Here is a 23,723-nt window from a genome sequence, read left to right on the forward strand (position 1 = left end):
GCGGCTAGCATTCCTCGCTGTGAGTCCTGAACAGCAGCTTCTCGAATATGACCGACGTCATGTCTGGCACCCCTACGCACCGACGATCGGGGCAGACCCAATGCTTGCAGTGACGGCTGCCAACGGAGTCCGGCTGCAGCTGCATGATGGGGAACACCACCACGAGGTCATCGATGCGATGGCCTCGTGGTGGTGCCAGATTCACGGTTACCGAAACCCGGTCCTCGACGAGGCCCTCAACCGTCAAAGCTCCCAGTTCAGTCATGTCATGTTTGGCGGACTCACCCATAAGGCCGCGGTTGACGCCGTCATGTCCCTAGTGCGCCTGGCCCCGGGGCCCCTCGACCGGATCTTCCTGGCTGATTCCGGGTCTGTCGGCGTCGAGGTGAGTCTCAAATTGGCTCGTCAGGTGCAAATCGCTCGCACCGCAGCGCGCGGCGGCACTTTGACGAGGACACGCGTTGCCGCTCTGCGAGGCGCCTATCACGGTGACACTCTCGGTGCTATGAGCGTGTGCGACCCTATCGGTGGCATGCACGCCATGTTCAGCGACTCTATTCCCCAGCAGATCTTCCTGCCGCGCCCTCCTTCTTTCGCCGCCGACGAGGCCGACGTGGAGACGTGGTGCAGCGAGGCCGATGAAATCCTGGACACCCACCGCGACGACCTGGCCGGGATCATTGTCGAGCCCATCTTGCAAGGAGCCGGAGGCATGTGGCCGTGGTCTCCGTCCTGTCTGAAGCACCTGCGCCGTCGTGCTGATGAACTTGACCTAGTTCTTATCGCCGACGAGGTCGCTACTGGATTTGGGCGGACTGGCAAACTTTTCGCATGCGAGTGGGCCGATATCGTTCCTGACATCATGGTGGTTGGGAAATCCATGACTGGCGGATACCTGACCCAGTCGGCCGTGCTGTGTTCCGACGAGCTGGCCAGTGAGGTCAGCCGAGGCCCAGGCGGATCCCTTATGCACGGCCCCACTTTCATGGGAAACCCTTTGGCCAGTGCCGTCGCTGCAGCGAGCCTAGCGATCATCTCCCAGGGACAGTGGAACGACGACGTCACCCGCATCGCCGATGTGATGTCCAGGGAGCTAGCGTCACTGCGCAATGTGCCCGGGGTCATCGACGTCCGCGTCTTCGGAGCTATCGCCGCGGTCCAGGTCGACACCCCGATTGTCATGCGACGGGCGACTCGCACGACCGTCGAGAACGGGGTGTGGCTTCGACCCTTCCGTGATCTCGTCTACGCCATGCCGCCCTATATCTGTACCAACGATGATCTGGAGGCCATGGCCGCTGGGATGCGTGCCGTTGTCATAGATCAACTTGATGCTGCTCAGGACAGTACCGATTATCGGAAGGAATCATGAACATTACCGATCTCAACGGAATTGTCATCGTTACGGGAACTGACACCGACGTCGGCAAGACAGTCACTACTGCGGTCATCGCCTCAGCACTCAAGCAATCTGGCAAAGATGTCACCATCATCAAGCCGTACCAGACCGGTCTGGATCACGATGAGCCTGGCGACGTTCACGACGCTGGACGGCTCGCCAGCATTGACGCCGACAACGTGCTGGAGTATGTGCGCTGCCCCGAACCGCTGGCCCCGACCACGTCGGCTGCCCGAGCTGGTATGACCATTCCCTCGATCGAGGAAGTCGCAACCCGCATCCTCGTCGACTCCGACGGCCATGACGCCACCCTCGTCGAAGGAGCAGGCGGCATCCTCGTTGGTTTGGACAATGACGGGTCTGGAGTCCTTGACCTTATGGATGCTCTTACCCGGCGTGGGCACGAGCCCCACGTCATCGTCGTCACTCGCTCAGTGCTCGGTACCCTCAACCACACTGGTTTGACTTGTAATGCCATCCGCGATCGGGGGCATCAGGTCGACGCTATCGTCATCGGCTCGTGGCCGGACCGGCCCGACCTTGCCGAGAGGTGCAACCTCGAAGAAATCGAGGATGCCGCCGGAGCTCCGTTGGTCGGAGTCATTCCCGCTGGCATAGGTAAAGACCCCGAAGCCGTCCAGCAGACGGCCCGGAACCTTGGAGAGACTCAGTGAGCACAACCCTCGCCCCTGACTCCCAGTTGAAGGACCTGGGCTACCAGCCCAGCCTCAACCGTCAGCTACCCTTTGGCTCGTTATTGGTCTATGGGCTGCTCTTCTTCGTCCCGATGGCCCCGGTGGCCGTCTTTGGGCTGGTGGTTAACCGTTCCGGAGGCGTGCCGGTGTTGGTATATCTGGTAGCAGCAGCCGTTATGGGGCTATCAGCTATCAGCTACCGCGAAATGGCATTGCGCTTTCCGGTAGCGGGATCGGTTTACGGGTACACCCGTTTCTCTTTGGGACGTACCCCAGGATTCATAGCCGGATGGCTCATCCTGCTCGACTACATCCTTATGCCCGCACTGCTCACGGTGCTCTCGGCGGTCGCACTGTCCCACATTTGGCCCAGCGTCCCCATGGGGATTTTCTCCCTTGTCTTTGTGTTCGCTTCTATGGCACTCAATTTGCAGGGCATGACTGTCACGACACGGGTGGGCATCGTGCTGTTGACCATCCAGCTCGCAACGATCGCCTTCTTCCTGGTGTGCGTCGGACTTGGGTTGGCTGGCGGAGGCGTTGTCTGGAGCTGGCACGCGTTGTGGCGTTCGGGAACATCATGGACTTCGGTAGCTTCCGCCGTCTCTATTGCGGCGCTGAGTTACCTGGGGTTTGACGCCGTTGCCACCCTGAACGAGGAAGCCCGTGGTGGGGGCCGTGCCGTCGGCATAGCCACCCTGTCCCTTGTTGGTCTGCTCGCCGTCTTGTTCGGGATTCAGGTGATGGCTGCCGGATTGGTTTCCGATGCCACTCATTTCGCCCCCGGTGGGGCGACTGACCGGGCCTTCTATCACGCCGTTGACACCGTCTGCCCAGCATGGTTTATTCCGGTCTTCATTGTCGTCAACGCCTTTGTCGCTATCTTTGCCTGTCTTGTGGTCGCGCATTCCTCGACGGCCCGGCTGATCTTCGCAATGGCTCGTGACAAGGTCATGCCTCCGGCGCTCTCGCGTACCAACTCCAAAGGCGTCCCGTGGGTGGCCATCATCGTCGTAGCGACCGTTACCGCGATCCTGGCTATCACCTTTGACTCTCACGTTGAAACTATGACGACTCTGGTGACGTTCGGGGCCCTGTCTAGTTATGTCTTGTTGCATGCTGACGTCATCGTCCAGTGCATCGTCAAGGAAAGATCACACAACTGGGTGCGTCACCTCATTGTCCCGATTCTTGGTGCGCTTACTCTCCTGGTTGCTCTGGCAAAGACTGAGGAGATGACCCGCATTGTGGGTTTGGGTTGGCTGGCGGCGGGAATCATCGGTGCAGTTATTGCCCGGGTGCGTCATTCGCATCACGTGGGCACCGGGGCATCTTGACGATACCTCAGATTAACCGCAGTCTCAGTCCGAAACCCGCTCATTGCTCATATCGTGCATACCGAGATGAGGATGTTTGCGTGGACCGTGAGTACGCCGAGGCGAGTAAACCTGCCGGGCCGGCCGGTGATGTGCTTCGATGATGCGACGCCATAACAAAGTCGCTAATAATCCAGCACAGCTGAGGTTCGGCCCGATATTGACTCCGATAAGCATGGTCAAAACTGCCACCCAACCCGGAGGGAAAACGATGGGGATCAGTACCAATACTGCGGGTAGACTGTTGATTGACAGCAGTCAGGGTATAGCCATGATGGCAGTGAAATCGTTCGAAGGTGAGTTTTGGTCACCGCCGCTACCGTCAGCAACTTGGTGAGATTGGAGACTGGCAGTAACAGGGAGGCAGTATTGGCCAGGTGGGCGATGGCGTAAAGGTGGGGTCGGAGCTCACCGGCATTGGAACACCCCTTTCATCTTGCCAGCTCTGGCAGGGCTAGCACAGCCGCGGGAAAGATAGCGGTTGGCTCCATAGTCGCGATCTGATGGCCAACTTCCGTCCAGCTGATAGCTCCGATCAGGCATACCGGTCACTGCAGTGGTGGCTTCTGGCAGGCCACGTGGGGCGAACAAAGGCAAACATCATCACGATAACGAGGATGGCCATGCTTGAGGCTTCCAGCCACCACGACGTCACCCAGAAGTGCTACCGCGAGGCTGTCAACCACCGGGGCCGTTCGGTGGTCAGACGTCAGGGTCAGCAACGCAAGGTGCTCGCGGACGTTTTACCCGGTAAGGTAGCTACTTGTCTCGGGGCGTTAGCTCAGCCGGTCAGAGCAGGGGACTCATAATCCCTGGGTCGCGGGTTCGAGCCCCGCACGCCCCACTTCATACGATCCTGCAATTTACCCGGGTAGTCCTTGGCTAGCGCCCGCCACTGCGGTTATGGGTTCCGTGGCGTCGAAGTGTGAAATCGTCCGTCGAGCCCGGAATGAATGTGCTGTAGGTGGTCATTCATTCACATGATGAAAGGAATCATTCAGTCGGATGCTCAAGTATCAGGTAAATGACGTATATGGACCTGTCGTCAAGCGAGAAACTGTGCGTTGAGATGCTGCAGGGGCTGCACCATTATCCCAGTAGCGTGATTGTTACCTTGGCATAGGGGCCAGGTTATTTATCGATAAGGAGTGGCATTCCTGAGATCTACCAAGCTACGCAGGTCGGTCCTCGCTGTCGTCGCGGCCGCCGCGACTGCGCTACCGATGACCATGATGGCCAGTACCTCGCGGGCTACTCGGGAATCACTCCCGATCACCCCGGCGACGTAGCCGCTCCGCATAGTCCCGATGGCGTGCCATTTAATGGCACAGGACCACAGTTCTACACCTGGCTCGTGGCCTCGCAGTACTCGCATTCGCATGCGGGGGCCAATCTTAAAGGCATTAACGACGTTACGTGTAGGCCTGTCCTAGGTGCTTGCCCTGTTACTCTCATCGGCACCTTACGCGCCCCAGCTTAAATTGGCTGGCCTGTTCCTATTCACCCTTAATTACAACATTCTAGACCTACCTCGAGAATGGGTCGACATCGCCGGTGATATTCGTTCTAGTGCCGCATTTCTGGCTTGTTATGTCAATAAATATTGGCCTCGTCCCGTCGAACACACACGAGTGTCTTACGGTCTAGCCACGTTGGCTGGTCTTGACCGTCCCGGCCGCCGAAGCTCGCTGTGCAGACAGGCACAACGTCGAGTCGTTGCCACAGCAGCTTGCAGGATCTACCTTCCGCGGTGAGCCCAGTGATGGCGGGGATGACCGCCTCGGGTTTACCTACGATCCGGTTGCCTTCCAGGTCGTCTTCAATACCCTGCCCTCCAGACAAAGTTAAGGCGACCGCTAGCCTCGTCGGTGGGGGGGTAATGACGACCGGGGAGGACGGTGAGGCGGGTCTGGGGTTGACGCGCGACTCAATCCAGTAAAGCCCGTACCTTCCGTCCCACCGCCGACTCGTCGTGGTTGCCGATTATGGCGAATCCACGGTCGCGCAGTACCGGGTGAGCACCTGACACGATGTAGGGGTGTCCGACCGTTTCCAGCATCGTGAGGTCGTTTGGCATGTCGCCGAAGGCGGCAGCGTCGGCCGGATCGATGCCTAGATCATCGCAGACCTGCTTCAACGCTGAACCTTTGGAGACCCCCCGTCCGGCGATCTCTACCAGACCATCCGTCATTGTTGCGGAAAGAGATACTGTGCCACGGTCCCCGACGATAGGTTTGACGATCTGGAACAACTCGTCGCTGGGAAAGCCAAAGGTTCGCACTAGCAGCTTGACGATGCGGTGATCATCTCCCAAGAAACTCTCGATCTGGCCCTCACCGTCCGGCGGGCCGCTGATCTGCCAGCGGTCGAACCCTTCTTCGGAGAACCACTGGGTGGCCTCCTCGGTACAAAACAGGGCGTGCGGGAGTGCTTGGCGGACGTCACAGACAATGCCGGCGACCGTCTGCGGGGTCATGTATAGGTCGTGCAGAACCTTTCCGGTAGCGGCATTGACGCTCACCGCTCCGTTGGAAGCCAACAGTGTTGGGTGGATCGGGCGGAATGGGTCGAGGACCGTCAGCCAGCGGTAGGGACGTCCGGTGGCGAAGACGACGTGTACGCCGGCATCTGCAGCAGCGAACATGGCCTCGGTGTTTTCGGCACTGGGCAGCTTGTCGGCGCCCAGGAAAGTGCCGTCCAAATCAGTGGCAATGAGCGCAATCATTACAGCCTTCCTCGTCCAGTCGGGGTACCTGACGAGGTGCCGGTGCCTGCACCTGGTGACTGCATTGATGGGGTGCGCGATGGTGACGTCGACGGATTATTCGACGGCGTAGGAGACCCACTACGACCTGTCGAGGGGGACGTACTAGTCGGTGAGGGGGTCTGCCCCTTTGAGGGACTCGGCGATTTGCTGCTGTGAGACGGCGATGCGCTCTGTCCCGAACTTCGACTCGGGGTGGGACTTGAGGAGCTATGTGCCGAACGATTCGACGATGCAGACGTCGGAACCGGGGGAGGCGGGGGAGATGGCGGCACATTTTGGAATAGCAGCACTGCGATGAGCAGACCTGTCAAGGCGATGAAGAGGGTCAGTAACCAGGCGATCACGGTGGTTGACCAACCAGCCTTATCGCGACGACCTGGCCACGGCAACGGCCACGTATGAACCCGGCCCGCGGCGGTGTCGTCGATCCAGTGCAAACGGAAACTTGGGCCAGCTACCGGGGTTCCCGACAGAGCCGACATGTCGACGGCGTCGAGGATCCGGCGTGCCTCTGCCACTGCAGCACGTGAGCCATCATTGACCAGGGCGACCCACGGGGCCAACGACGGACCACCGTTTTCGGGACCAGTGCCGGGGCGGTACAGCCCACTGAGGCGACCTGTGCTCTGTCCGGCGCCACCGCGGGCAATAACAGTGTCGGAATGGAGATGGTTGACCTCCCCTGCAAGCCGGTCCCATGAGGCGGGATCACTGGCAGCGCCATGAGATAACACAATAACGAGGACACCCTGACCGTCGTCATCATGGGCGGAAAACACTGTGCCTGATGGCATCGTTAGGAGACGGGCGTCGAGCCAAAACTCGTCGACCCGCGGCGGGTCAGACGGTTGCAGGGGTAGTGCCTCAGGAGGCCATGGATTACTCGACATCGTCTATCATCTCACCACATTTGGGCCACGACCCGCGAACGACGGGTGCTTACTGGCACTGGTTCTTCGTCGTTCTTGGGCTGTGGCACTGTCACGGTATCGTGAGTGCGGGCCCGTCGCGGGTCTTGCGCAAGCCAGGCAGGAGACGTCAGTGAGCACCCAGCACTACTCGGATGGTCAGGACATCGGTAAGGGGAACCAGGATGCCCCGATGTCGAACGACGAGGCAGCTCGTCTCATCGGTCAAGCCATCGGGCAAGTACAACGGGTCATCGTTGGCCAGGAGCGCATGGTCGAGCAGCTCATGGTCGGGGTGCTTGCCAAGGGCCACATCCTTCTTGAGGGTGTTCCAGGCGTCGCTAAGACCCTTGCCGTACGCTCCTTTGCGACCGTTTTGGGCGGCAGTTTCGCACGCGTCCAGTTCACCCCGGACCTCGTTCCTTCCGACATCGTCGGCACCCGCATCTACTCGGCATCGAAGGAAACCTTCGATATCGAGCTCGGTCCAGTCTTCGTGAACTTCGTGCTGGCCGATGAAATTAACCGAGCTCCCGCAAAGGTGCAGTCGGCCATGCTCGAACTCATGGCTGAAAGGCAGGTATCGATCGCCGGGCAGACTTTCCCCGCACCTCACCCATTTAGCGTCATCGCTACCCAGAACCCGGTGGAGTCTGAGGGTGTCTACCCGCTTCCCGAGGCTCAGCGCGACCGCTTCTTGCTCAAGATCGACGTTCCATACCCACGTGGAAATGAGGAATTTGAGATTTTACGCCGGATGAGCGTCAAGGCTCCCCAGCCTCAGCAAGTGTTGACACCTGAGGCTGTCGTCGCCCTGCAGGATATGGCCTCCGACGTCTTCGTACACAACCTGGTCGCCGAGTACGTCGTGCGTCTGGTCCTGGCTACCCGTAATCCTGGTGATTTCGGGATGTCTGACCTCGCCAACGTCATTCAAATTGGTTGCTCCCCTCGAGCTACCCTCGGTCTAGTCGCAGCGGCTCGAGCCTTGGCACTGGTCCACGGTCGCGATTACGTCCTTCCGACCGACGTCCAGGCTGTGGCTGTTGATGTTATGGCTCACCGCTTGGTGCTCAGCTTTGACGCTATTGCTGACAATGTGTCCGCTTCCGACGTTATTGAGAGGGTTGTCGCCATGGTGCCGCCGCCAACCCCGGTGTGGAACGAGGAGCAGCGTCAGACTGCTCAGCACAATTACCCTAACGATCTGGGCCAATACCCTGCTCCGACGACCCCGCCCGCCCAGCTCTGAGGCGTCCGTTATGGCGCGACCAACATTTCGCGATCCGCAGGCACCGTCAGTGGCGCAGACGCTGGTGAGTCCACCTACTGGGGCGACTCTGCCGCTTAACCAGCTTGCCCCCGAGGCCGCGCTGCGTCGCTTGGAACTCACGATCGTGCGCCGATTGGAGGGATTCCTCCACGGTGACCACTTGGGTCTGCTGCCCGGGACTGGAGCCGACGTTAACGACGCCCGTCCCTACGAACCCGGTCAAGACGATGTGCGCATGATGGATTGGGCCGTTACAGCCCGTACCACCGTCCCCCACGTACGTGAGACCATTGTCGACCGTGAACTCGAGGTATGGGCACTTCTCGACGTGACCGGTTCCATGAACTGGGGCACGGTGTCCATGACGAAACGTGACTTGGGTATCGCCGCTATTGCGACCATCGGTTTTCTCTCCCAGCGAATGGGGGACCGGTTTGGCGGGGTCATTATGCGCCCCGATTCGGTGCGTCGTTTGCCGGCCCGGTCCGGGCGAACAGCCCTTTATGGACTGCTGCGCTCGATGCTGACTGAGCCGATCGTCGCCGACAACGCTCCCGGACAGGTGACTCTGGCCAAAGGCATCGAAAATCTCGCTGCCTCGGGGAGGCGTCGCGGTATGAAGGTCGTCGTTTCTGACTTCCTTTCTCCCGGTGACGATGTTCTGAATCCCAATGATCGCCCGGAGTGGGAACGGTCCCTACGTCGGTTGTCGGTGCGAAACCAGGTGCTGTGCATCGAAGTTGTTGACGCTGCTGAGCTGGACTTTCCCGACGTGGGTGACGTCATGGTCCGAGACCCAGAAACGTCTTTCGCCCACTATGTCAATACCGCTGACAAGGCCACCCGCGAGCGGATGAACGCTGCCTCCCGCGCCCAGCGCGAGCGTATCTCGGCGGCTATCCGACGTGCGGGGGCAGGACACCTACAGCTGCGCACCGACTCCGACTGGGTTACCGATATCGCACGCTTCGTCCTCGGATACCGGCGCACTGCTGCAATCTTGCATCAGCCGCCTCAGGGGGTGACCAAGTGACGCCGCTCTTTCTCGGCCTACCTGAGGTCAAGTCGCCGTGGGTGCCCTGGCTGTTGCTGCTCGTCCCGGTGCTGCTGGTCTTCTACATCTGGGCGTCGCATCGCAGCCGATCTACGGCGATGAGATTTACCAATACCGCCATCCTTGGCGCGGTGATGAGTAAGCAGCCGCAGTGGAAGAGGCACATCGCCGTTGCTGCTGCTTTGCTATGCGTGGCAACTACCACTGTTGCATGGGCTCGGCCGATGGGTATCGAACAGGTGCCGCGCAACCGCGCCACTATCGTTGTTGCCATCGACTCATCTTTGTCGATGAAAGCTGACGACGTTTCCCCCACTCGTCTCGCCGCGGCCAAGGCCAAGGCCAAGGATTTCATCAATAGTCTTCCGACCGGATTCAATGTCGCAGTGGTGAGCATTTCCGAGCATCCGGAGATTCGGATGCCACCGTCGACCGACCGGCCTACCGTGTTACGTGCTGTTGACGGGATCGAGCTGCAGGATGGCACTGCGCTGGGTGGCGCCATCGATAAGTCTCTTGAAGCCGTCAAGATGGCTCCCGGGGGGTCTAAAAATCCGGCTCCGGCCGCCATTGTCATGCTCAGTGATGGGGATAATACCCAAGGCGGTTCTCCCCTGGTGGCGGCCAACCGAGCTGCCGCGGCCAAAGTCCCGGTGTACACCATCGCCTTTGGTACCGAGACCGGGTATGTCGACCTTAACGGGCAGCGAGAGAGAGTTGCACCCGATACCAAACTCTTATCTACTGTCGCCGACCGTACTCACGCTAAATCGTGGACCGCCGACTCGGCGGACAAGCTCCAGGAGGTTTATCAGCAGGTGCACTCGTCGGTGGGTTACGAGCCGGTAAGAAAGGAAGTGACGGCAACGTGGGCTTTCTACGCCTTCTGCTTTGCCGTCGTCTCTGGGCTGGCCACCTTGTCAGTGGCGGTGAGATGGCCATGATGACCCTGATTGCTTTTGGACGCCCTGGACGACTGTGGTGGCTCGTGGTGCCGGTAGTCTTCCTCGCTGTTTACCTTGTAGTGGTGATGTGGCGTCGCCAGCCGCACCAGGGTCGGAATGAGTTGAAGCGGTTGTTGCCTAGCTCGCGGCCGTGGAAGCAGCATCTGGCGATGGGGTTGTCAGTACTCTCGATGGCCATCATAGTGTTGGCATTCGCCCAGCCAAAGGCCTACCACGAGGTACCGAGAGATCGAGCGACTGTCGTTGTTGCTATTGACGTGTCGCGCTCAATGGTGGCGACGGACGTTGAACCCTCTCGACTTTCCGCTGCTAAGACTGCTGCGAAGGATTTCCTGGGGGATTTGCCGCCACGGTTCAATGTCTCCTTGGTGAAGTTCGCAGCATCTGCTCAGGTCGTGGTACCCCCCACGACCGATCGTGCCGCCGTATCGACTGCGATCACGAACCTCCAGGTGCTGCCATCTACCGCGATCGGCGAGGGGATTTATTCCTCCCTCAACGCTCTCAAACTGGTTCCGGACGATCCGAAACATCCCGGACAGAAGCCACCAGCGGCGATCGTGCTCCTTTCTGACGGTGCAACGAATGTTGGCCGTCCTTCTCTTGAAGCAGCCAAGGAAGCCGGACGTCAGCATGTGCCGGTGTACACCATCGCTTACGGCACCGCGGGCGGGTATGTCGTCGAAGGTGGCCAGCGTCAGCCTGTTCCTGTTAACCACTATGAGTTGGCGGCGATAGCGAAGGCCTCCGGAGGCGAGAAGTTCTCCGCAGAGTCCTTAGGTCAGTTGTCAGACGTCTATAAGTCCATCGCCCAATCGGTGGGATATGAGAAGGTTTTCGGGGAAGTGACTGACAAGTACGTTGGCGTCGCCTTAGCTCTCGTGGTGCTGACGGCGGCCTCCGTCATCAGTTTATGCGCCCGTTGGCCCTAATCCCTTGCCTCCAGAGTAGATTCGTTGGCGTCTTGTAAGGAGTTTCCCATGAGTATGGCTGACAACCTAGCGGCGGTGCGTACCCGCATTGATGATGCCTGCCGAGCTTGTGATCGAAATCCCGGCGAGGTGTCGTTGCTACCAGTCTCCAAAACCAAGCCTCCCAGCATGGTCGATGAGGCGTATCGGGCTGGCTACCGGCTTTTCGGCGAAAACAAGGTGCAAGATGCACTCGCGAAATCTGAACTCATGGATGCCAATCACCCCGGGCTGGAATGGTCCATCATCGGCGGCTTGCAGACCAACAAGGCCAAATACGTGGCCCGCTTCGCCACCGAGTTTCAAGCCCTCGATTCGCTCAAGATTGCCCATGAACTCGACAAGAGGTTACAAAAGGAAGGACGTCAACTACGGGTATTGGTCCAGGTGAATTCCTCGGCTGAGCCTCAAAAATCTGGGATCGCTCCCGAGGAAGCTGTCGACTTCGCCCGTGAACTGGCCGCCTTTGATTCTCTCGATGTGCGCGGGCTCATGACGGTGGCCCTCAATAGTTCTGACCAGCGGGCCGTGGCCGACTGTTTTGACCTCGTTGTCGCAACTCAAGAGAAGCTGCGCCAGGAGGCGGGCGATACTAGCGACTGGTCCGAATTGTCCATGGGAATGTCAGGGGATCTGGAGATCGCCATTGCTCATGGTTCCACCCAGGTACGTATCGGCACTGACATCTTCGGCGCTCGCGATCCGGCACGGACATGGCGTCCGTAAGTTCAGTCGTCTATCGTTATCGATAAGTCCGTACCGCACCACTGCAGGGGAAGGCACGTGGTACCGGGAGGACGACCGTGGAAACGACACAGCTGGCCAGTGGAACTCTCTTTATTCACTCGGCTTCGACGGCATTGCGCAGCCATATTGAATGGGCAGCCGATGCCGCGTTTGTCATGCCCGCGCCGCTGCGGTGGACCAGCCAACCAGTAGAACCGGGTACTTGGAGAGCAGAATCGGCGTGGTGTGGTGACGTCGTTGATGCCCGCACGTTCATTTCCACGCTTGCCGCCTGGCAGCGGGTGCGGGTCGAGCTGACCGTCGAAACAGGGGCTGCCCCGCATCGCTGGAGCGTCACTCCCGATCTGGGTATTTTTTCCGCGCCCATCGATGAGGCCGGCTCGGTTCTCGTTGATGAGATGAGGTTACGTTCGGCGATTACCGCTGCACGTCGCACTGGGCTACGTCTCGACGATGAGATTTGCGACTTGCTGGGCGAGCCGTGGGACGTTGAGCTGGAACCATATCGAGCCTGTGACCCGTCGCTGCAGGTGCCGTGGCTGTCTGCCGGGTAACAGGGGCTGCTCGGTCGGGAGTCCAAGGACGAGGAACCATGAGAGGGGGCTGATCACGATGACCAGCCCCCTCATCCCATGGATGTCAGCGAGTGGCGTTGGTGTTAGTGAACGCCAAGGTGACGTTGTGCCCTCCGAACCCGAAAGAGTTATTAAGAGCAGCCAGATCACCGTCGGGTAGGTCGGTCGTCTCGGTGACGACGTTGATTTCCAAGCCCTCTTCGAGGTGTTCGACGTTGATGGTGCCAGGCACCTGACGCTTCAGTAGGGCCATCACCGCTGCGAAGGATTCCAAAGCCCCAGCTCCACCTAACAGGTGTCCCGTCATCGACTTGGTGCCGTTGACAAGCACCTGGTCAGTGGCTTTCTCTAGGACCGCGGCGATGGAGTGGGCCTCCGCAGTGTCACCGAGTGGGGTCGAGGTGGCGTGGGCGTTGACGTGGTTGACGTCGGAGGGGGATAGCCCGGCGGATGCAAGAGCCTTGTGCATCGCGGATGCCTGGCCGGAACCAGTGGGATCTGGCTGAACGATATCGTGCGAATCAGCCGAAATACCGGATCCGGCAAGAGTGCCGTAGATCTTTGCCCCGCGGGCTTGAGCATGTTCGAGTGTCTCAATGACCATGATCGCCGCTCCCTCGCCGATGACGAAGCCGTCACGATCAACGTCCCATGGACGTGAAGCGTGCTCAGGATCGTCGTTGCGAGTCGACAAGGCTTTCATTTGGGCGAAAGCGGCCACCGGCAACGGATGGATGATGGCCTCGGCGCCGCCGACGACGGCAATATCGGCTCGCCCCAGATGAAGCTGATCCAGGCCGAGCGAGATTGCTTCGGAAGATGAAGCGCAAGCCGAAACGGGGGTATGGACGCCGGCCTTGGCATGCACCATCAAGCCAATATTGGCCGCCGGTGCATTGGCCATTAGCATCGGGACGGTAAAGGGACTAACCCGTTTGAAGCCCTTGTCTTTCTGAATGTCCCACTGGCCGAGCAAAGAGTGCAGGCCACCAATACCGGTAGCGCAGCACACCACCAAGCGTTCGGGGTCGATGCCGTTGGAACCGGAGTTGTCGTCGGCTTCGGGAAGCTCCAGGCCGGCGTCGGCCCAGGCCTCCTTGGCAGCGACAAGGGCCAGCTGGCTTGAGCGGTCTAGACGGCGAGCCTGTGGACGGGGCAGGTGGTTGGCCGGATCATCGACCGCCGGTGCGGCGAATTTGACGGGAACGTCGTCAATCCAGTCGAAGTCGAGGGTGTGTACCCCGTTTCGCCCTTCCAGCAGCCCCTGCCAGGTGCTAGGGGCGTCGGGTCCCAACGGTGTGGTGGTCCCGAAACCAGTGATGACGACGTCGCTCATGAGTTCTCCAGTATCGGTGGATGGGTTATGTGGGCCGCAGTCCGGGGCCGGCGAGCCCCGGACGCCGTGGAAGTCAGCCCTGGTGCTCGATGATGTAGTTGACGGCGTCGCCAACGGTCTTGATGTTCTTGGACTCTTCGTCAGGGATCTCAACGCCGAACTTCTCGTCGCAGGCGTAGATGATCTCGACCATGGACAGCGAGTCGACGTCGAGGTCGTCAACGAAGAACTTCTCAAGGGTGACCTCGGACTGGTCGACACCAGTGATGTCATTGACGATGTCAGCCATGTCGGCAAGGATCTGGTCTTTGTCAGCCATGATGATTGTTCCTCTTCTTGTCGTTATCCTCGGGCTGTGCGCCCGAAGTCTGTGGGTGTTTTTCTCGTGATGAACGTGGGGTTCAGGGGAGGCGGATGACTTGGCCGGCGTAGACCAGCCCGGCTCCGAATCCGATGATGAGGGCGAGGTCCCCGCTGTGGGCCTGTCCACGCTGAAGCATACGGTCAATAGCGATCGGCACGGATGCGGCGGAGGTGTTTCCCATATCCGCGATGTCGTGACACACCGTCACTGACTCAGGCAGCTTGAGGTGGCGGGACACGACGTCGGTAATCCGGTCGTTAGCCTGATGGGGGATGAAGACATCGAGGTCGGCGGGGGTGATTCCGGCCTCGGCGATGGCCTCGGCGGCGCGCTTGGCGACGTCAGTCATAGCCCACTTGAAGACCGCGCGACCTTCCATGCGAATGAGGGGGTGAATCTTGTTGGGATCAGCGCTAGCCGTCGGCCAGTCCTCGAGCTCGATAGTTTTGAGCTGATCAGAGCGAGATCCCCACACCACCGGGCCGATCCCCGGCTCATCGCTGGCACCGATGATTGCGGCACCAGCCCCGTCAGAGAAGAGGAAGGCGGTGGAGCGGTCGTCAAGATTCGTCATTTCCGAGAGCTTCTCGACGCCGATAACGAGGACGTAATTCGCCGATCCGGTGCGGATCATTGAGTCAGCCAGAGCGGTTGAGTAGCAAAACCCAGCACATGCGCCGTTGAGGTCAAACGCAGCAGCGTCACCCAAGCCGAGCTCCCGGGCGATGTAAGCCGCCAAGCTGGGGGAAGGACGATGATGTGACACGGTCGCCACGATGATGGCATCGATCTGGGATGCCTCCAGCCCGGATCGCTCTAGGGCGGTACGCGCGGCTGTGGTGCCCATGGACGCCACAGTCTCAGAGTTGGTGGCCCAGCGCCGCTCGGTAATGCCGGTACGCTGTTCGATCCACTCTGGGGTGGAGTCGATGAGCGTGCACATCTCCTTGTTGGTGACTACTCGCGATCCGCGAGCTGATCCGGTGGACAGGAATTTCGAGTAGCCGTGGACGGGACGGGTCTTGATGGCCGTCATGCATTCTCCTTGCTGGAGTGAGTCGTGATGAACTCGCGGGCAGCCGGGATCTGATCGGGGGTGTTGAGGTTGAACAACTCCACTCCCTTCAAGTTGCGCTTGGCGATGCCTGTCAGTGTTCCGGCGGGCGTGAGTTCGAGCAGTCCGGTGATATTGCGCTGAGCCATGGTGTCCATGCACAGGTCCCATCGCACCGGATGGGCCACCTGCTGGACCAGACGATCAGCGAATTCGCGACCATCTGCGACGACGGCTCCGTCAAGGTTGGACAGCAGGGCCACCGTCGGGATCGTGGTCGGCATGGCAGCGGCTACTTCGCGCAGGTGATCGACCGCCGGTTCCATATGAGCCGTGTGGAAGGCCCCCGCGACCGACAACGGGAAGAGTCGGGTACGAGACGGCGGCTCGGCTGCGAAAGCTTCGAGCTGTTCGACGGTGCCTGCGGCTACGATCTGGCCTTTGCCATTGTGGTTGGCTGGGGTGAGCCCAGCGGCTTTAATGGCGGTCAGCACCTCGTCGGCATCGCCCCCGATGACAGCAGTCATGGAGGTGGCAGTGCGTGACGCGGCCTCGGCCATGGCCCGACCGCGCTCGCGCACAAGAACCATGGCGGCTTCGGCAGAGAAAGCCCCAGCAGCAGCGCCAGCGGCAATCTCCCCGACAGAGTGGCCGGCGAGCAGGTCGGCCTGAGAGAAAATCTTGGGATCAACTGACCAGGCTGTGGCCAGCGCGGCGGCGACCAGCAGTGGCTGGGCAACCGCAGTGTCCTTGATGGTTGCCTCGTCGGAAGTCGTGCCATGGGTCACCAGATCGATATCTGCCACTGCTGAGAGCCACGCAAGGTGGTCAGAGAAAGTGGCGTCTGACATCCAATCCGACAGGAATCCTGGTTTCTGGGCCCCTTGGCCGGGAGCAACAATTGCAAGCACATCCCCACTGTGCCCCCTTGAAGGGTCGGACGCGAGACAGGGAACCGACGAAGTACCCACGGTGGTCATTGTGGGATCCCCACAAAATGACAGGGGGGATCCTCCAAAAACCGGATGTGTGGGTCGTATCAGGCGCGATTCTGAGCTTCCCGTCGTCCTAGGACGGCAGCAATGACGTCATTGATCGGAGTATCGACGCCGACCTCGTCACCCAATCGGGGGACAGCTCCTACCTGAGCAGCGTATTCGCTGGGGCGTCCAGCAAGGATGTCGCGCTGGAAGGAGGTTGTTGACGCGGGATCCTGCCCAGCAAGGAATGTGAGGTTCTTCTCGATGAAGTCGTCGGCGATCCTGGCGCTGTGAGCGCGAGCCACCTGAACAGTTTCGTCGATACACCGAGCGAAGACATCGCGGTAGGGACCAAGGAGGTCGCCCAAGGAGACGTCGAGTACTGCACCACAGGCTCCTTGGGGGGACGACGGAACACATCTTGACCCACAAAGTGGTGGTGATGTTCTCCACGTCGGGAGAGGTGAGACCGCCCTTCCGGCAAGCCTCTCGCAACTCATTGACGAGGGTATTGGGGGAATCGTCAATGGTCGAGACCTCGAACATTCGAGGGCCGCCCAAGTCCATAATCAGACCTGGCTCCACGATCTTGACCCACTGTCGGCATACCCCTGGTGCGACGTGCTCAGGGCCAATAATCGCCGAAAGCTCGTGCGGCGCGATGACGCCATTTTGGGTGGTTACGACCAGGGTGTGGGGGCCCATAAGCGCGGGCAGGTATGTGCGTGCGGCCTCTGCAACTTGAAAGGTCTTGGTACATAGCAAGACGACGTCAACCTGGCCGATCTCGGCTGCGTCGTCAGTGACGGGTACATCAAGGGTCAACTCCGTATTGCCGACCAGGCGCAGACCGTGCTCGCGGATGGCGATGAGGGTTTTGCCACGGGCGATGAAGGAGACGTCCATCCCGGCATCTGCGAGGGCCGCCCCGTAGAAACCGCCGATGGCCCCGGCTCCGATGATTGCTGCTTTCATGATTCCTCCGTGCCCTTGGTGTCCGCATATGCCGAAATCATGGCGTGCTCCACTGATTCCCTAGCACGAGGCAACGTGGCCGGCAGTAACGGGACCTTCATCGCTGCCAGGGTGCGCTGCATTCCCATCCCAGCGTGGGTGGCGACGCATGCTACGACGTCGTGCTCACGCAGGAAGCGAACGATGCGGGCGTGGTGACGACCTTCAGTGCCCTCATTATGGAGGCGGTCCCACTCAACCTTAAAGGTGTGCCAGTCGGTGACGTGACCGTCGTTGTCAACCTGTGCGACGGCTACCATAGGCGCCTTACCGAATCGTGGCTCCACTGAGCCGTCCGGACGAACGGGGATCATGACGTTCATAATGAGAGCCTAGCTCCCACGATGGCGAGTTCGGTGGCGGAAACGACCTGATGCGGTGTGCTGAGAGGCGCAGTGACGGCCGTGAGCTGTAGCGTTAGTGTCTTGACCGAGCAATAGGCGCTCGGTTGAGGTTTGCAATTCAGTTTTAGAGAAAGCGGTTTTATGGCGTCGAATGGTCATGCGCGCGTAGAGATGAAGCCTGGTGATTCCGGGTCAGCTGGTGCGACGAGAAATAGTCAGACGAGCCGGGCCGTCTTCATTGCGGTGACGGCAGCAGCCCTGGGAATCACTTATGGTTATGATATTTCTAATACCGCGGCCGCTTTGCAATTTGTACAGCGAGACTTTGGTATCTATAGCGCCATCAACACGGCCTCCGTGGTAGGTCAAATAGCAGGTGCCATTCTTGGCGGCCCTATGGCGAATGCCATCGGACGTAAGAAGTCAATGCTGGTTATCGCGGCTGGATATACTATTTTCGCTATCCTGACAGCAATCTCCCCGTCCGCTGGACTGTTCCTTGCTATGCGGGTTCTGTTGGGTATCACTATCGGGCTTTCCATTACCGTCGTGCCGGTGTTTATCGCCGAATCCGCTCCGGCGTCGCGGCGGGGCGGGCTGGCAACCGCGTATCAAGTGACGTGCGTCGTCGGAATCATCTTGGGGTACCTCGTCGGTTATTCCCTGCTGCCTACGGACACGTGGCGTTGGATTCTCGGTGTCGCAGCCGTCCCAGCATTTATTGTGCTCCTGATGCTTGTTCGCACCCAGGAAACCCCCTCCTGGTACATGCTCAAGGGGCGTGAAGATGAGGCTCGTCGTGCCATGGAGCGCATCGAGGTTGCTGAATTGGTTGAGCCGAGCCTCGATGAGATCCGCAACTCGTTGTCTTCTCGGCCCTCTGGATCTGTGTGGGGGCGGTTGCGTGAGATGTTCCATGGGGGCATGGCTCGTGCCACGATCTTTGCTATCGTTCTGGGATTTTCAATCCAGATCACTGGAATTAATGCAACAATCTATTATGCGCCTGGAATCTATTCGCGAATGGGATTTACTGACACTGCGACAACCTATCTGGTGCCATCCTTGGTGCAGTTCCTATCATTGATAAGTGTTGTCATCTCGATGCTCGTTATTGATAAGGTAGGGCGTCGATTCGTTCTTATCACGGGAATATCTACGATGATTGTAGCGACTATCGTGCTCATCGTGACATATTTGGCGAGTGGTTTTGAAGGTGCTGTTGCCGGTATTATTGGCCTCGTTGAGATGTCCCTTTTTACTATGGGGTTTACTTTCGGTTTCGGTTCCATCGTATGGGTTTACGCGGGTGAGATTTTCCCGGCTCGCTACCGCTCACTCGGTGCATCTCTGGTGCTTACGGCAGACTTGATCGCGAATGCGATCACTGCCCAATTGGGAGCTGCGATGCTCGACGGTATCGGGCTGGCAGGAACATTCGGGGTCTACGGTGGGCTCCTCGTCGTTGCGCTGCTATTCCTGCTGAGGTACGCCCCGGAAACGTCCGGTCGCTCGCTTGAGGAGATCCAGGACTATTGGAACAACGGTGCTCGGTGGCCCAAGGCTGACTCGCCTTCGATGGGGTGAGTGCGAGATGCGAGATGGGTTCACGGCGTCAGCTCCTCAGCCGCCCCAAAGTGATTGCTAGGCGCAGCACATAGGCTTCTCGAGGATCCGACGGGGAGTAGCCAGTGACGTCTTGGATTCGTTTAAGTCGGTAGCGCACGGTGTTGGGGTGAATGAACATCGCCCGACCCGTGCCTTCCACTGAGCAGCCGTGATCGAGGAAGGAGACAGTTGTGTCCATGAGGTCTCCACTGGCTGTCGCGAGGGGGCTGTAGACCTCGTTGACGAGCCACGCAATGGCATCTGTATCACCGGAGAGGACTTGCTCGGGCAATAAGTCGACGGCTGCCATGACTTGCGGACCTTCCGGCCAAGCTCGTGCCGCACGTATTCCGGAGAGGGCGGCACGAGCGGATGCCGGGGCCAGCGTGAGGTCGGCCACGACGGGTCCGACGACGATTGGTCCTGGCGCGAAGTGGTTTGCGAGAGCTTCGCTTGCGGCTACGGCTGCTGGATCGTCAACCAGTTTCTCACCGGCCAAAATGACAACTAACCGGTCGGACTGTACGGCGGCTAGCACCGTCATCTGCATGCGTTCGCCATCACGTCGCAGCACGTGGAGTTCATGCTCGGTCGTCGGGGCCCGTCCGACGACGACGCAGAGATTGATGCCCGGGCGCCAGCCGAGAGTGGAAGCTCGCGAGATGAGCTGTTCATCGGCGTCGGCGCGCACGACCGCATCAACGACGAGGGATTCCAGACGTTCATCCCAGGTACCGCGACGTTCGGCGGCTCGCGCGTAAACCTCGGCGGCGGCGAAGGCCACCTCGCGGGAGTAGTGGACGATGGCAGTGCGCAGCACTTGGCGATCGCCGCGCGGCATTTCGGTCTCAATTTGTGCCTCAACGACGTCGATCGTGGTGCGGACGAGCTCGACTGTCTGGTGCAAGGAGATCTTGCGGGTCATGGACCGGGGCGCCACGTCGAAGACGTCGGTGGGGGAGTAGGGCTCGGCGTCATCGTCAGCAAACCACTGGACGAAGCCGTCAATACCTGAGCGAGCCACGATCGAGATCCACGATCTTTCTTCGGCTGACAGATCACGGAACCAGGAGTGTCGACGACCCATTTCCTCTAGAGTGGCCGTCGTCATAGCTGAGGTGCGGGCCATCAATCTTTTAGCGATAGCTCTGCGTGTGCGGTCAGAAGACACCACCGTACGGCCGGTACTCGACGTACGTCCGCTGCCTATTCGACGCGTAGACGTCGTCCCGATGTCATTCCTGGCCACCTAAGCCTCCCTCGGCGAGACTTCGGTCAGTCTAGTGGGGTGATGCCTTAAGCGCAGGGGCGACAGCAGATGGCGAACAGATTCGGGGGATGAGGCGCTGGGGTGATTTACGGTACTTCCGAGTGACTTTTCTTCCATAAGACGACACAATAAGTTCACGGCGGGCCCTCGGGCTGCCACCTTGAACCGTCACCGGTGATGTCGCCGGTTGTGCGTCGCTGTCGATGAGAAAGGACCCGGCGTGATCCCACGCGAAGAACGCGGACCAGTCCTCAACGGACTTCCGACAACCCTGCCTGACGTCGATCCCGAGGAGACTCAGGAGTGGATCGAGTCCCTCGACAAGATGGTCGAGACTGATGGTCCGAATCGTGCCCGGATCGTGCTGCTCAAGATGTTGGAGCGGGCTCGTAGCCACAGTCGTCTCGGGCTGTCAGCGCTCACCTCCACCGACTACATCAACACCATTGCAGCCGAGGACGAGGAAGAATACCCCGGCGACGCCGAGATCGAGCGGAACATCCGTCGTTTGCTGCGCTGGAATTCCGCCATTACCGTGCATCGCGCGCAGCGTCCCGGTATTGGCGTCGGCGGTCATATCTCCACCTATGCCTCTGCCGTGACCCTCTACGAGGTCGGTCAGAACCACTTCTGGCGCGGGCAGGACGCCCCCGGCGGCGGTGACCAAGTTTTCTTCCAGGGGCACGCCGCGCCCGGTATGTACGCTCGCGCGTTCTTGGAGGGGCGTCTCAGCGAGGACGATCTCGATGGGTTCCGTCAGGAGAAGTCGAAGGCCGGGCATGGTCTACCCTCTTACCCGCACCCTCGCATGTTGCCCGACTTCTGGCAGTTCCCGACGGTGTCGATGGGTCTGGGCCCGATGAATTCCATTTACCAGGCGTCTATGAATAAGTACCTCACCAATCGCGGTGTCAAGGACTGCGCAGATCAGCACGTGTGGGCTTTCCTTGGCGACGGTGAGATGGACGAGCCGGAGTCGCGCGGATTCCTGCAGGTCGCTGCCAACGAGGAGCTCGACAACCTCACCTTCGTCATCAACTGCAACCTGCAGCGTCTAGACGGGCCGGTGCGTGGCAACGGCAAGATTGTCCAGGAACTTGAGGCTGTCTTCCGTGGTGCTGGCTGGAACGTCATCAAGGTCATTTGGGGATCCGGCTGGGACCCGTTGCTGCAGGCAGACCGTGACGGTGCCCTCGTTGATATCATGAACAACACCCGTGATGGCGACTACCAAACCTTTAAGGCCAACGACGGCGCCTATGTCCGCGAGCACTTCTTTGGCCGCGACCCGCGCACTGCCAAGATGGTCGACAAGTGGACTGACGAACAGATTTGGGCGTTACGCCGTGGCGGTCACGACTACCGCAAGATTTACAACGCCTACAAGGCGGCTACGCAGTTCAAGGGAGCGCCGACCGTGGTGCTTGCCTGCACTATTAAAGGTTACGATCTTGGTACTCACTTTGCGGGCCGCAACGCTACCCACCAGATGAAGAAGCTGGCCCTTGAGGACCTCAAGCAGTTCCGCGATCGTCTTGAAATTCCGATTTCGGACAAGGTGCTGGAGGCCGACCCCTACCGTGCTCCCTACTTCCATCCCGGAGCCGATGACGAGCGCATCCAGTACCTCATGGAGCGTCGTCGCGCTCTCGGCGGTTTCGTGCCGGAGCGCCGTACGAGGCACACGCCACTACCCATCCCGGCGCAGAAGGCCTTCGATGGTGTCAAGCGTGGGTCGGGCAAACAGGAGGTCGCCACCACGATGGCCTTCGTGCGTCTGCTCAAGGACCTTATGCGCGACAAGAATTTCGCTCCGCACGTCGTCCCGATCATTCCTGACGAGGCCCGTACCTTTGGCATGGACTCGTTCTTCCCGACGATCAAGATCTACAATCCTCACGGCCAGAACTACACCCCTGTCGACCACGAGCTCATGCTCAGCTACCGCGAGGCCAAGAACGGGCAGATCATTCACACTGGCATCAATGAGGCTGGTTCGGCGGCTGCTTTCATTGCCGCAGGCTCGGCATACTCCACTCAGGGCGTGCCGATGGTGCCGATCTACCTGTTCTACTCGATGTTCGGGTTCCAGCGTACCGGTGATTCTTTCTGGGCAGCTGGTGATCAGATGACGAGGGGATTCATTATTGGCGCCACTGCCGGACGCACCACGCTGACCGGTGAGGGCACCCAGCACATGGATGGCCATTCGCCGGTTCTGGCTGCGACTAACCCAGCTGTCATCTCCTACGATCCGGCTTATTCTTACGAGATCTCCCACATTGTTCAGGCAGGTCTGGAGCACATGTACGGCGAGAACGCCGAAGACGTCATGTACTACCTGACGGTGTACAACGAGCCGATCGTCCAGCCGGCTGAGCCAGAGGGCGTTGACGCCGAGGGCATCGTCAAGGGCATGTACCTGCTCTCGAAGGGCTCCTTTGAGGGCGTCGGCGAGGATGCCCGCCGCGTTCAGCTGCTGGCCTCCGGCGTCGCCGTGCCGTGGGCCATTGAGGCTCAGCAGCTCCTTAAGGGTGACTTTGGCGTTGTTGCCGACGTGTGGTCGGTGACGTCGTGGAACAACCTACGTCGTGACGCTATGGAGGCCGAGGAACAGACTTTCCTACACCCCGAACAGGGCAGGCGCACCCCGTATATCACCCAATGCCTGGCCGACGCCCCTGGTCCAGTCGTTGCGACCACCGATTACACGTGTCAGGTGCCCGATCAGATCGCCCAGTGGGTGCCGGGGGATTATGCCTCCTTAGGTGCTGACGGATTCGGGTTCTCCGACACCCGTGCGGCAGCGCGCCGATTCTTCCACATCGATGGACCGTCCATGACAGTGCGTGCCCTCCAGATGCTCGTCGAGCGTGGTGAGGTTCCCGAGGACTGGCCTGCCAAGGCTGCCGAGAAGTACGACCTCCTCAACGTCAACGCGGGGGCGTCCGGTAACGCTGGTGGCGACGCCTGATCGATAGACCGTCGAATAACCGGGGCATTCCATGATGTGGGCTGCCCCG

Annotated in this window: 23 protein-coding genes, 1 tRNA gene and 1 pseudogene; 13 read left to right on the forward strand and 12 right to left on the reverse strand. The window is 59.9% G+C overall.

Annotation, left to right across the window (positions count from 1 at the left end; genetic code table 11):
* The first annotated feature begins 19 nt into the window (after positions 1 to 19).
* From bioA to ACOYO3_RS05870, 3 genes are read left to right on the forward strand one after another with little or no spacing between them, the layout of a single operon-like run.
* Complete coding sequence (gene bioA / locus ACOYO3_RS05860) at positions 20 to 1,372, forward strand: adenosylmethionine--8-amino-7-oxononanoate transaminase (protein ID WP_014172492.1); 1,353 nt, start codon at positions 20 to 22, stop codon at positions 1,370 to 1,372.
* Positions 1,369 to 2,073, forward strand: a complete 705-nt coding sequence (bioD, locus tag ACOYO3_RS05865; protein ID WP_002515672.1) for a dethiobiotin synthase — start codon at positions 1,369 to 1,371, stop codon at positions 2,071 to 2,073. The genes bioA and bioD overlap by 4 nt, the downstream gene beginning before the upstream one ends.
* The gene (locus tag ACOYO3_RS05870; protein ID WP_427305805.1) at positions 2,070 to 3,431 is read left to right on the forward strand and encodes an APC family permease; all 1,362 of its coding nucleotides are present in this window, start codon (positions 2,070 to 2,072) and stop codon (positions 3,429 to 3,431) included. The genes bioD and ACOYO3_RS05870 overlap by 4 nt, the downstream gene beginning before the upstream one ends.
* 24 nt (positions 3,432 to 3,455) lie before the next feature.
* On the opposite strand, the gene ACOYO3_RS05875 is transcribed toward ACOYO3_RS05870, so the two are convergent.
* On the reverse strand, positions 3,456 to 3,647 hold the full coding sequence (locus ACOYO3_RS05875) for a hypothetical protein (RefSeq protein ID WP_002515668.1): 192 nt from the start codon (positions 3,645 to 3,647) through the stop codon (positions 3,456 to 3,458).
* 231 nt (positions 3,648 to 3,878) lie between these two features.
* Entirely contained in the window at positions 3,879 to 4,022 is a 144-nt protein-coding gene (locus ACOYO3_RS05880; RefSeq protein ID WP_002524242.1) for a hypothetical protein, read from the reverse strand.
* 218 nt (positions 4,023 to 4,240) lie between these two features.
* On the opposite strand from ACOYO3_RS05880, the gene ACOYO3_RS05885 reads away from it, so the two are divergent.
* Positions 4,241 to 4,314: transfer RNA gene (locus ACOYO3_RS05885), tRNA-Ile, on the forward strand.
* A 291-nt stretch (positions 4,315 to 4,605) separates the two neighbouring features.
* Here the strand turns inward: ACOYO3_RS05885 and ACOYO3_RS05890 are convergent.
* Positions 4,606 to 4,851, reverse strand: coding sequence for a hypothetical protein (locus ACOYO3_RS05890; RefSeq protein WP_008599484.1), 246 nt, complete (start codon positions 4,849 to 4,851; stop codon positions 4,606 to 4,608).
* 281 nt (positions 4,852 to 5,132) lie between these two features.
* On the opposite strand from ACOYO3_RS05890, the gene ACOYO3_RS05895 reads away from it, so the two are divergent.
* Positions 5,133 to 5,318: a hypothetical protein gene (locus ACOYO3_RS05895; RefSeq protein WP_002519025.1), complete on the forward strand. Its 186-nt coding sequence runs from the start codon at positions 5,133 to 5,135 to the stop codon at positions 5,316 to 5,318.
* A gap of 79 nt (positions 5,319 to 5,397) precedes the next feature.
* Here the strand turns inward: ACOYO3_RS05895 and ACOYO3_RS05900 are convergent, their stop codons facing one another.
* The gene (locus ACOYO3_RS05900; RefSeq protein WP_002515449.1) at positions 5,398 to 6,195 is read right to left on the reverse strand and encodes an HAD hydrolase family protein; all 798 of its coding nucleotides are present in this window, start codon (positions 6,193 to 6,195) and stop codon (positions 5,398 to 5,400) included.
* A complete protein-coding gene (locus tag ACOYO3_RS05905; RefSeq protein ID WP_002519024.1) occupies positions 6,195 to 7,127 on the reverse strand; it encodes a hypothetical protein in 933 nt (310 codons plus the stop codon). The genes ACOYO3_RS05900 and ACOYO3_RS05905 overlap by 1 nt, the downstream gene beginning before the upstream one ends.
* Before the next feature lie 82 nt (positions 7,128 to 7,209).
* Between ACOYO3_RS05905 and ACOYO3_RS05910 the strand changes: the two genes are divergently transcribed.
* The 6 genes from ACOYO3_RS05910 to ACOYO3_RS05935 all read left to right on the forward strand — a co-directional run bounded on the left by ACOYO3_RS05910 (position 7,210) and on the right by ACOYO3_RS05935 (position 12,709).
* Positions 7,210 to 8,397, forward strand: coding sequence for an AAA family ATPase (locus tag ACOYO3_RS05910; protein ID WP_002519023.1), 1,188 nt, complete (start codon positions 7,210 to 7,212; stop codon positions 8,395 to 8,397).
* A gap of 49 nt (positions 8,398 to 8,446) precedes the next feature.
* Positions 8,447 to 9,451 carry a DUF58 domain-containing protein gene (locus ACOYO3_RS05915; RefSeq protein ID WP_002525007.1) on the forward strand — a complete coding sequence of 335 codons (1,005 nt, stop codon included), beginning with the start codon at positions 8,447 to 8,449 and terminating at the stop codon, positions 9,449 to 9,451.
* Positions 9,448 to 10,416 (forward strand): VWA domain-containing protein, encoded by a 969-nt coding sequence (locus tag ACOYO3_RS05920; protein WP_002515503.1) that lies wholly within the window; start codon positions 9,448 to 9,450, stop codon positions 10,414 to 10,416. The genes ACOYO3_RS05915 and ACOYO3_RS05920 overlap by 4 nt, the downstream gene beginning before the upstream one ends.
* A complete protein-coding gene (locus ACOYO3_RS05925) occupies positions 10,407 to 11,369 on the forward strand; it encodes a VWA domain-containing protein (protein ID WP_002517699.1) in 963 nt (320 codons plus the stop codon). Before ACOYO3_RS05920 ends, ACOYO3_RS05925 begins: the two co-directional genes overlap by 10 nt.
* 48 nt (positions 11,370 to 11,417) lie before the next feature.
* Positions 11,418 to 12,134 (forward strand): YggS family pyridoxal phosphate-dependent enzyme, encoded by a 717-nt coding sequence (locus ACOYO3_RS05930; RefSeq protein ID WP_002515636.1) that lies wholly within the window; start codon positions 11,418 to 11,420, stop codon positions 12,132 to 12,134.
* Between the two features lie 77 nt (positions 12,135 to 12,211).
* On the forward strand, positions 12,212 to 12,709 hold the full coding sequence (locus ACOYO3_RS05935; protein WP_002515458.1) for a DUF3145 family protein: 498 nt from the start codon (positions 12,212 to 12,214) through the stop codon (positions 12,707 to 12,709).
* Between the two features lie 85 nt (positions 12,710 to 12,794).
* Here ACOYO3_RS05935 and ACOYO3_RS05940 read toward each other — a convergent pair whose 3' ends face one another.
* The 6 genes and pseudogenes from ACOYO3_RS05940 to ACOYO3_RS05965 all read right to left on the reverse strand — a co-directional run bounded on the left by ACOYO3_RS05940 (position 12,795) and on the right by ACOYO3_RS05965 (position 17,801).
* A complete protein-coding gene (locus ACOYO3_RS05940; protein ID WP_002515524.1) occupies positions 12,795 to 14,066 on the reverse strand; it encodes a beta-ketoacyl-[acyl-carrier-protein] synthase family protein in 1,272 nt (423 codons plus the stop codon).
* Between the two features lie 73 nt (positions 14,067 to 14,139).
* Positions 14,140 to 14,385 (reverse strand): acyl carrier protein, encoded by a 246-nt coding sequence (locus ACOYO3_RS05945; RefSeq protein ID WP_002517752.1) that lies wholly within the window; start codon positions 14,383 to 14,385, stop codon positions 14,140 to 14,142.
* An 82-nt stretch (positions 14,386 to 14,467) separates the two neighbouring features.
* Complete coding sequence (locus ACOYO3_RS05950; RefSeq protein WP_002515642.1) at positions 14,468 to 15,466, reverse strand: beta-ketoacyl-ACP synthase III; 999 nt, start codon at positions 15,464 to 15,466, stop codon at positions 14,468 to 14,470.
* Complete coding sequence (locus tag ACOYO3_RS05955; RefSeq protein WP_002519019.1) at positions 15,463 to 16,335, reverse strand: ACP S-malonyltransferase; 873 nt, start codon at positions 16,333 to 16,335, stop codon at positions 15,463 to 15,465. The genes ACOYO3_RS05950 and ACOYO3_RS05955 overlap by 4 nt, the downstream gene beginning before the upstream one ends.
* Before the next feature lie 188 nt (positions 16,336 to 16,523).
* Positions 16,524 to 17,439: pseudogene (locus ACOYO3_RS05960) on the reverse strand (2-dehydropantoate 2-reductase).
* Positions 17,436 to 17,801, reverse strand: a complete 366-nt coding sequence (locus tag ACOYO3_RS05965) for a NifB/NifX family molybdenum-iron cluster-binding protein (protein WP_002517707.1) — start codon at positions 17,799 to 17,801, stop codon at positions 17,436 to 17,438. The pseudogene ACOYO3_RS05960 and the gene ACOYO3_RS05965 overlap by 4 nt, the downstream one beginning before the upstream one ends.
* A gap of 162 nt (positions 17,802 to 17,963) precedes the next feature.
* Between ACOYO3_RS05965 and ACOYO3_RS05970 the strand changes: the two genes are divergently transcribed.
* On the forward strand, positions 17,964 to 19,409 hold the full coding sequence (locus ACOYO3_RS05970; protein WP_002525004.1) for a sugar porter family MFS transporter: 1,446 nt from the start codon (positions 17,964 to 17,966) through the stop codon (positions 19,407 to 19,409).
* A gap of 28 nt (positions 19,410 to 19,437) precedes the next feature.
* Here ACOYO3_RS05970 and ACOYO3_RS05975 read toward each other — a convergent pair whose 3' ends face one another.
* Complete coding sequence (locus tag ACOYO3_RS05975; protein ID WP_002525627.1) at positions 19,438 to 20,559, reverse strand: PucR family transcriptional regulator; 1,122 nt, start codon at positions 20,557 to 20,559, stop codon at positions 19,438 to 19,440.
* Between the two features lie 328 nt (positions 20,560 to 20,887).
* On the opposite strand from ACOYO3_RS05975, the gene aceE reads away from it, so the two are divergent.
* Complete coding sequence (aceE, locus tag ACOYO3_RS05980; RefSeq protein ID WP_002525003.1) at positions 20,888 to 23,674, forward strand: pyruvate dehydrogenase (acetyl-transferring), homodimeric type; 2,787 nt, start codon at positions 20,888 to 20,890, stop codon at positions 23,672 to 23,674.
* Positions 23,675 to 23,723: the final 49 nt, after the last annotated feature.

It is taken from the genome of Cutibacterium sp. KBN10P07758, assembly GCF_050286205.1.
In the GTDB taxonomy this organism is placed as follows: Bacteria; Actinomycetota; Actinomycetes; order Propionibacteriales; family Propionibacteriaceae; genus Cutibacterium; species Cutibacterium acnes.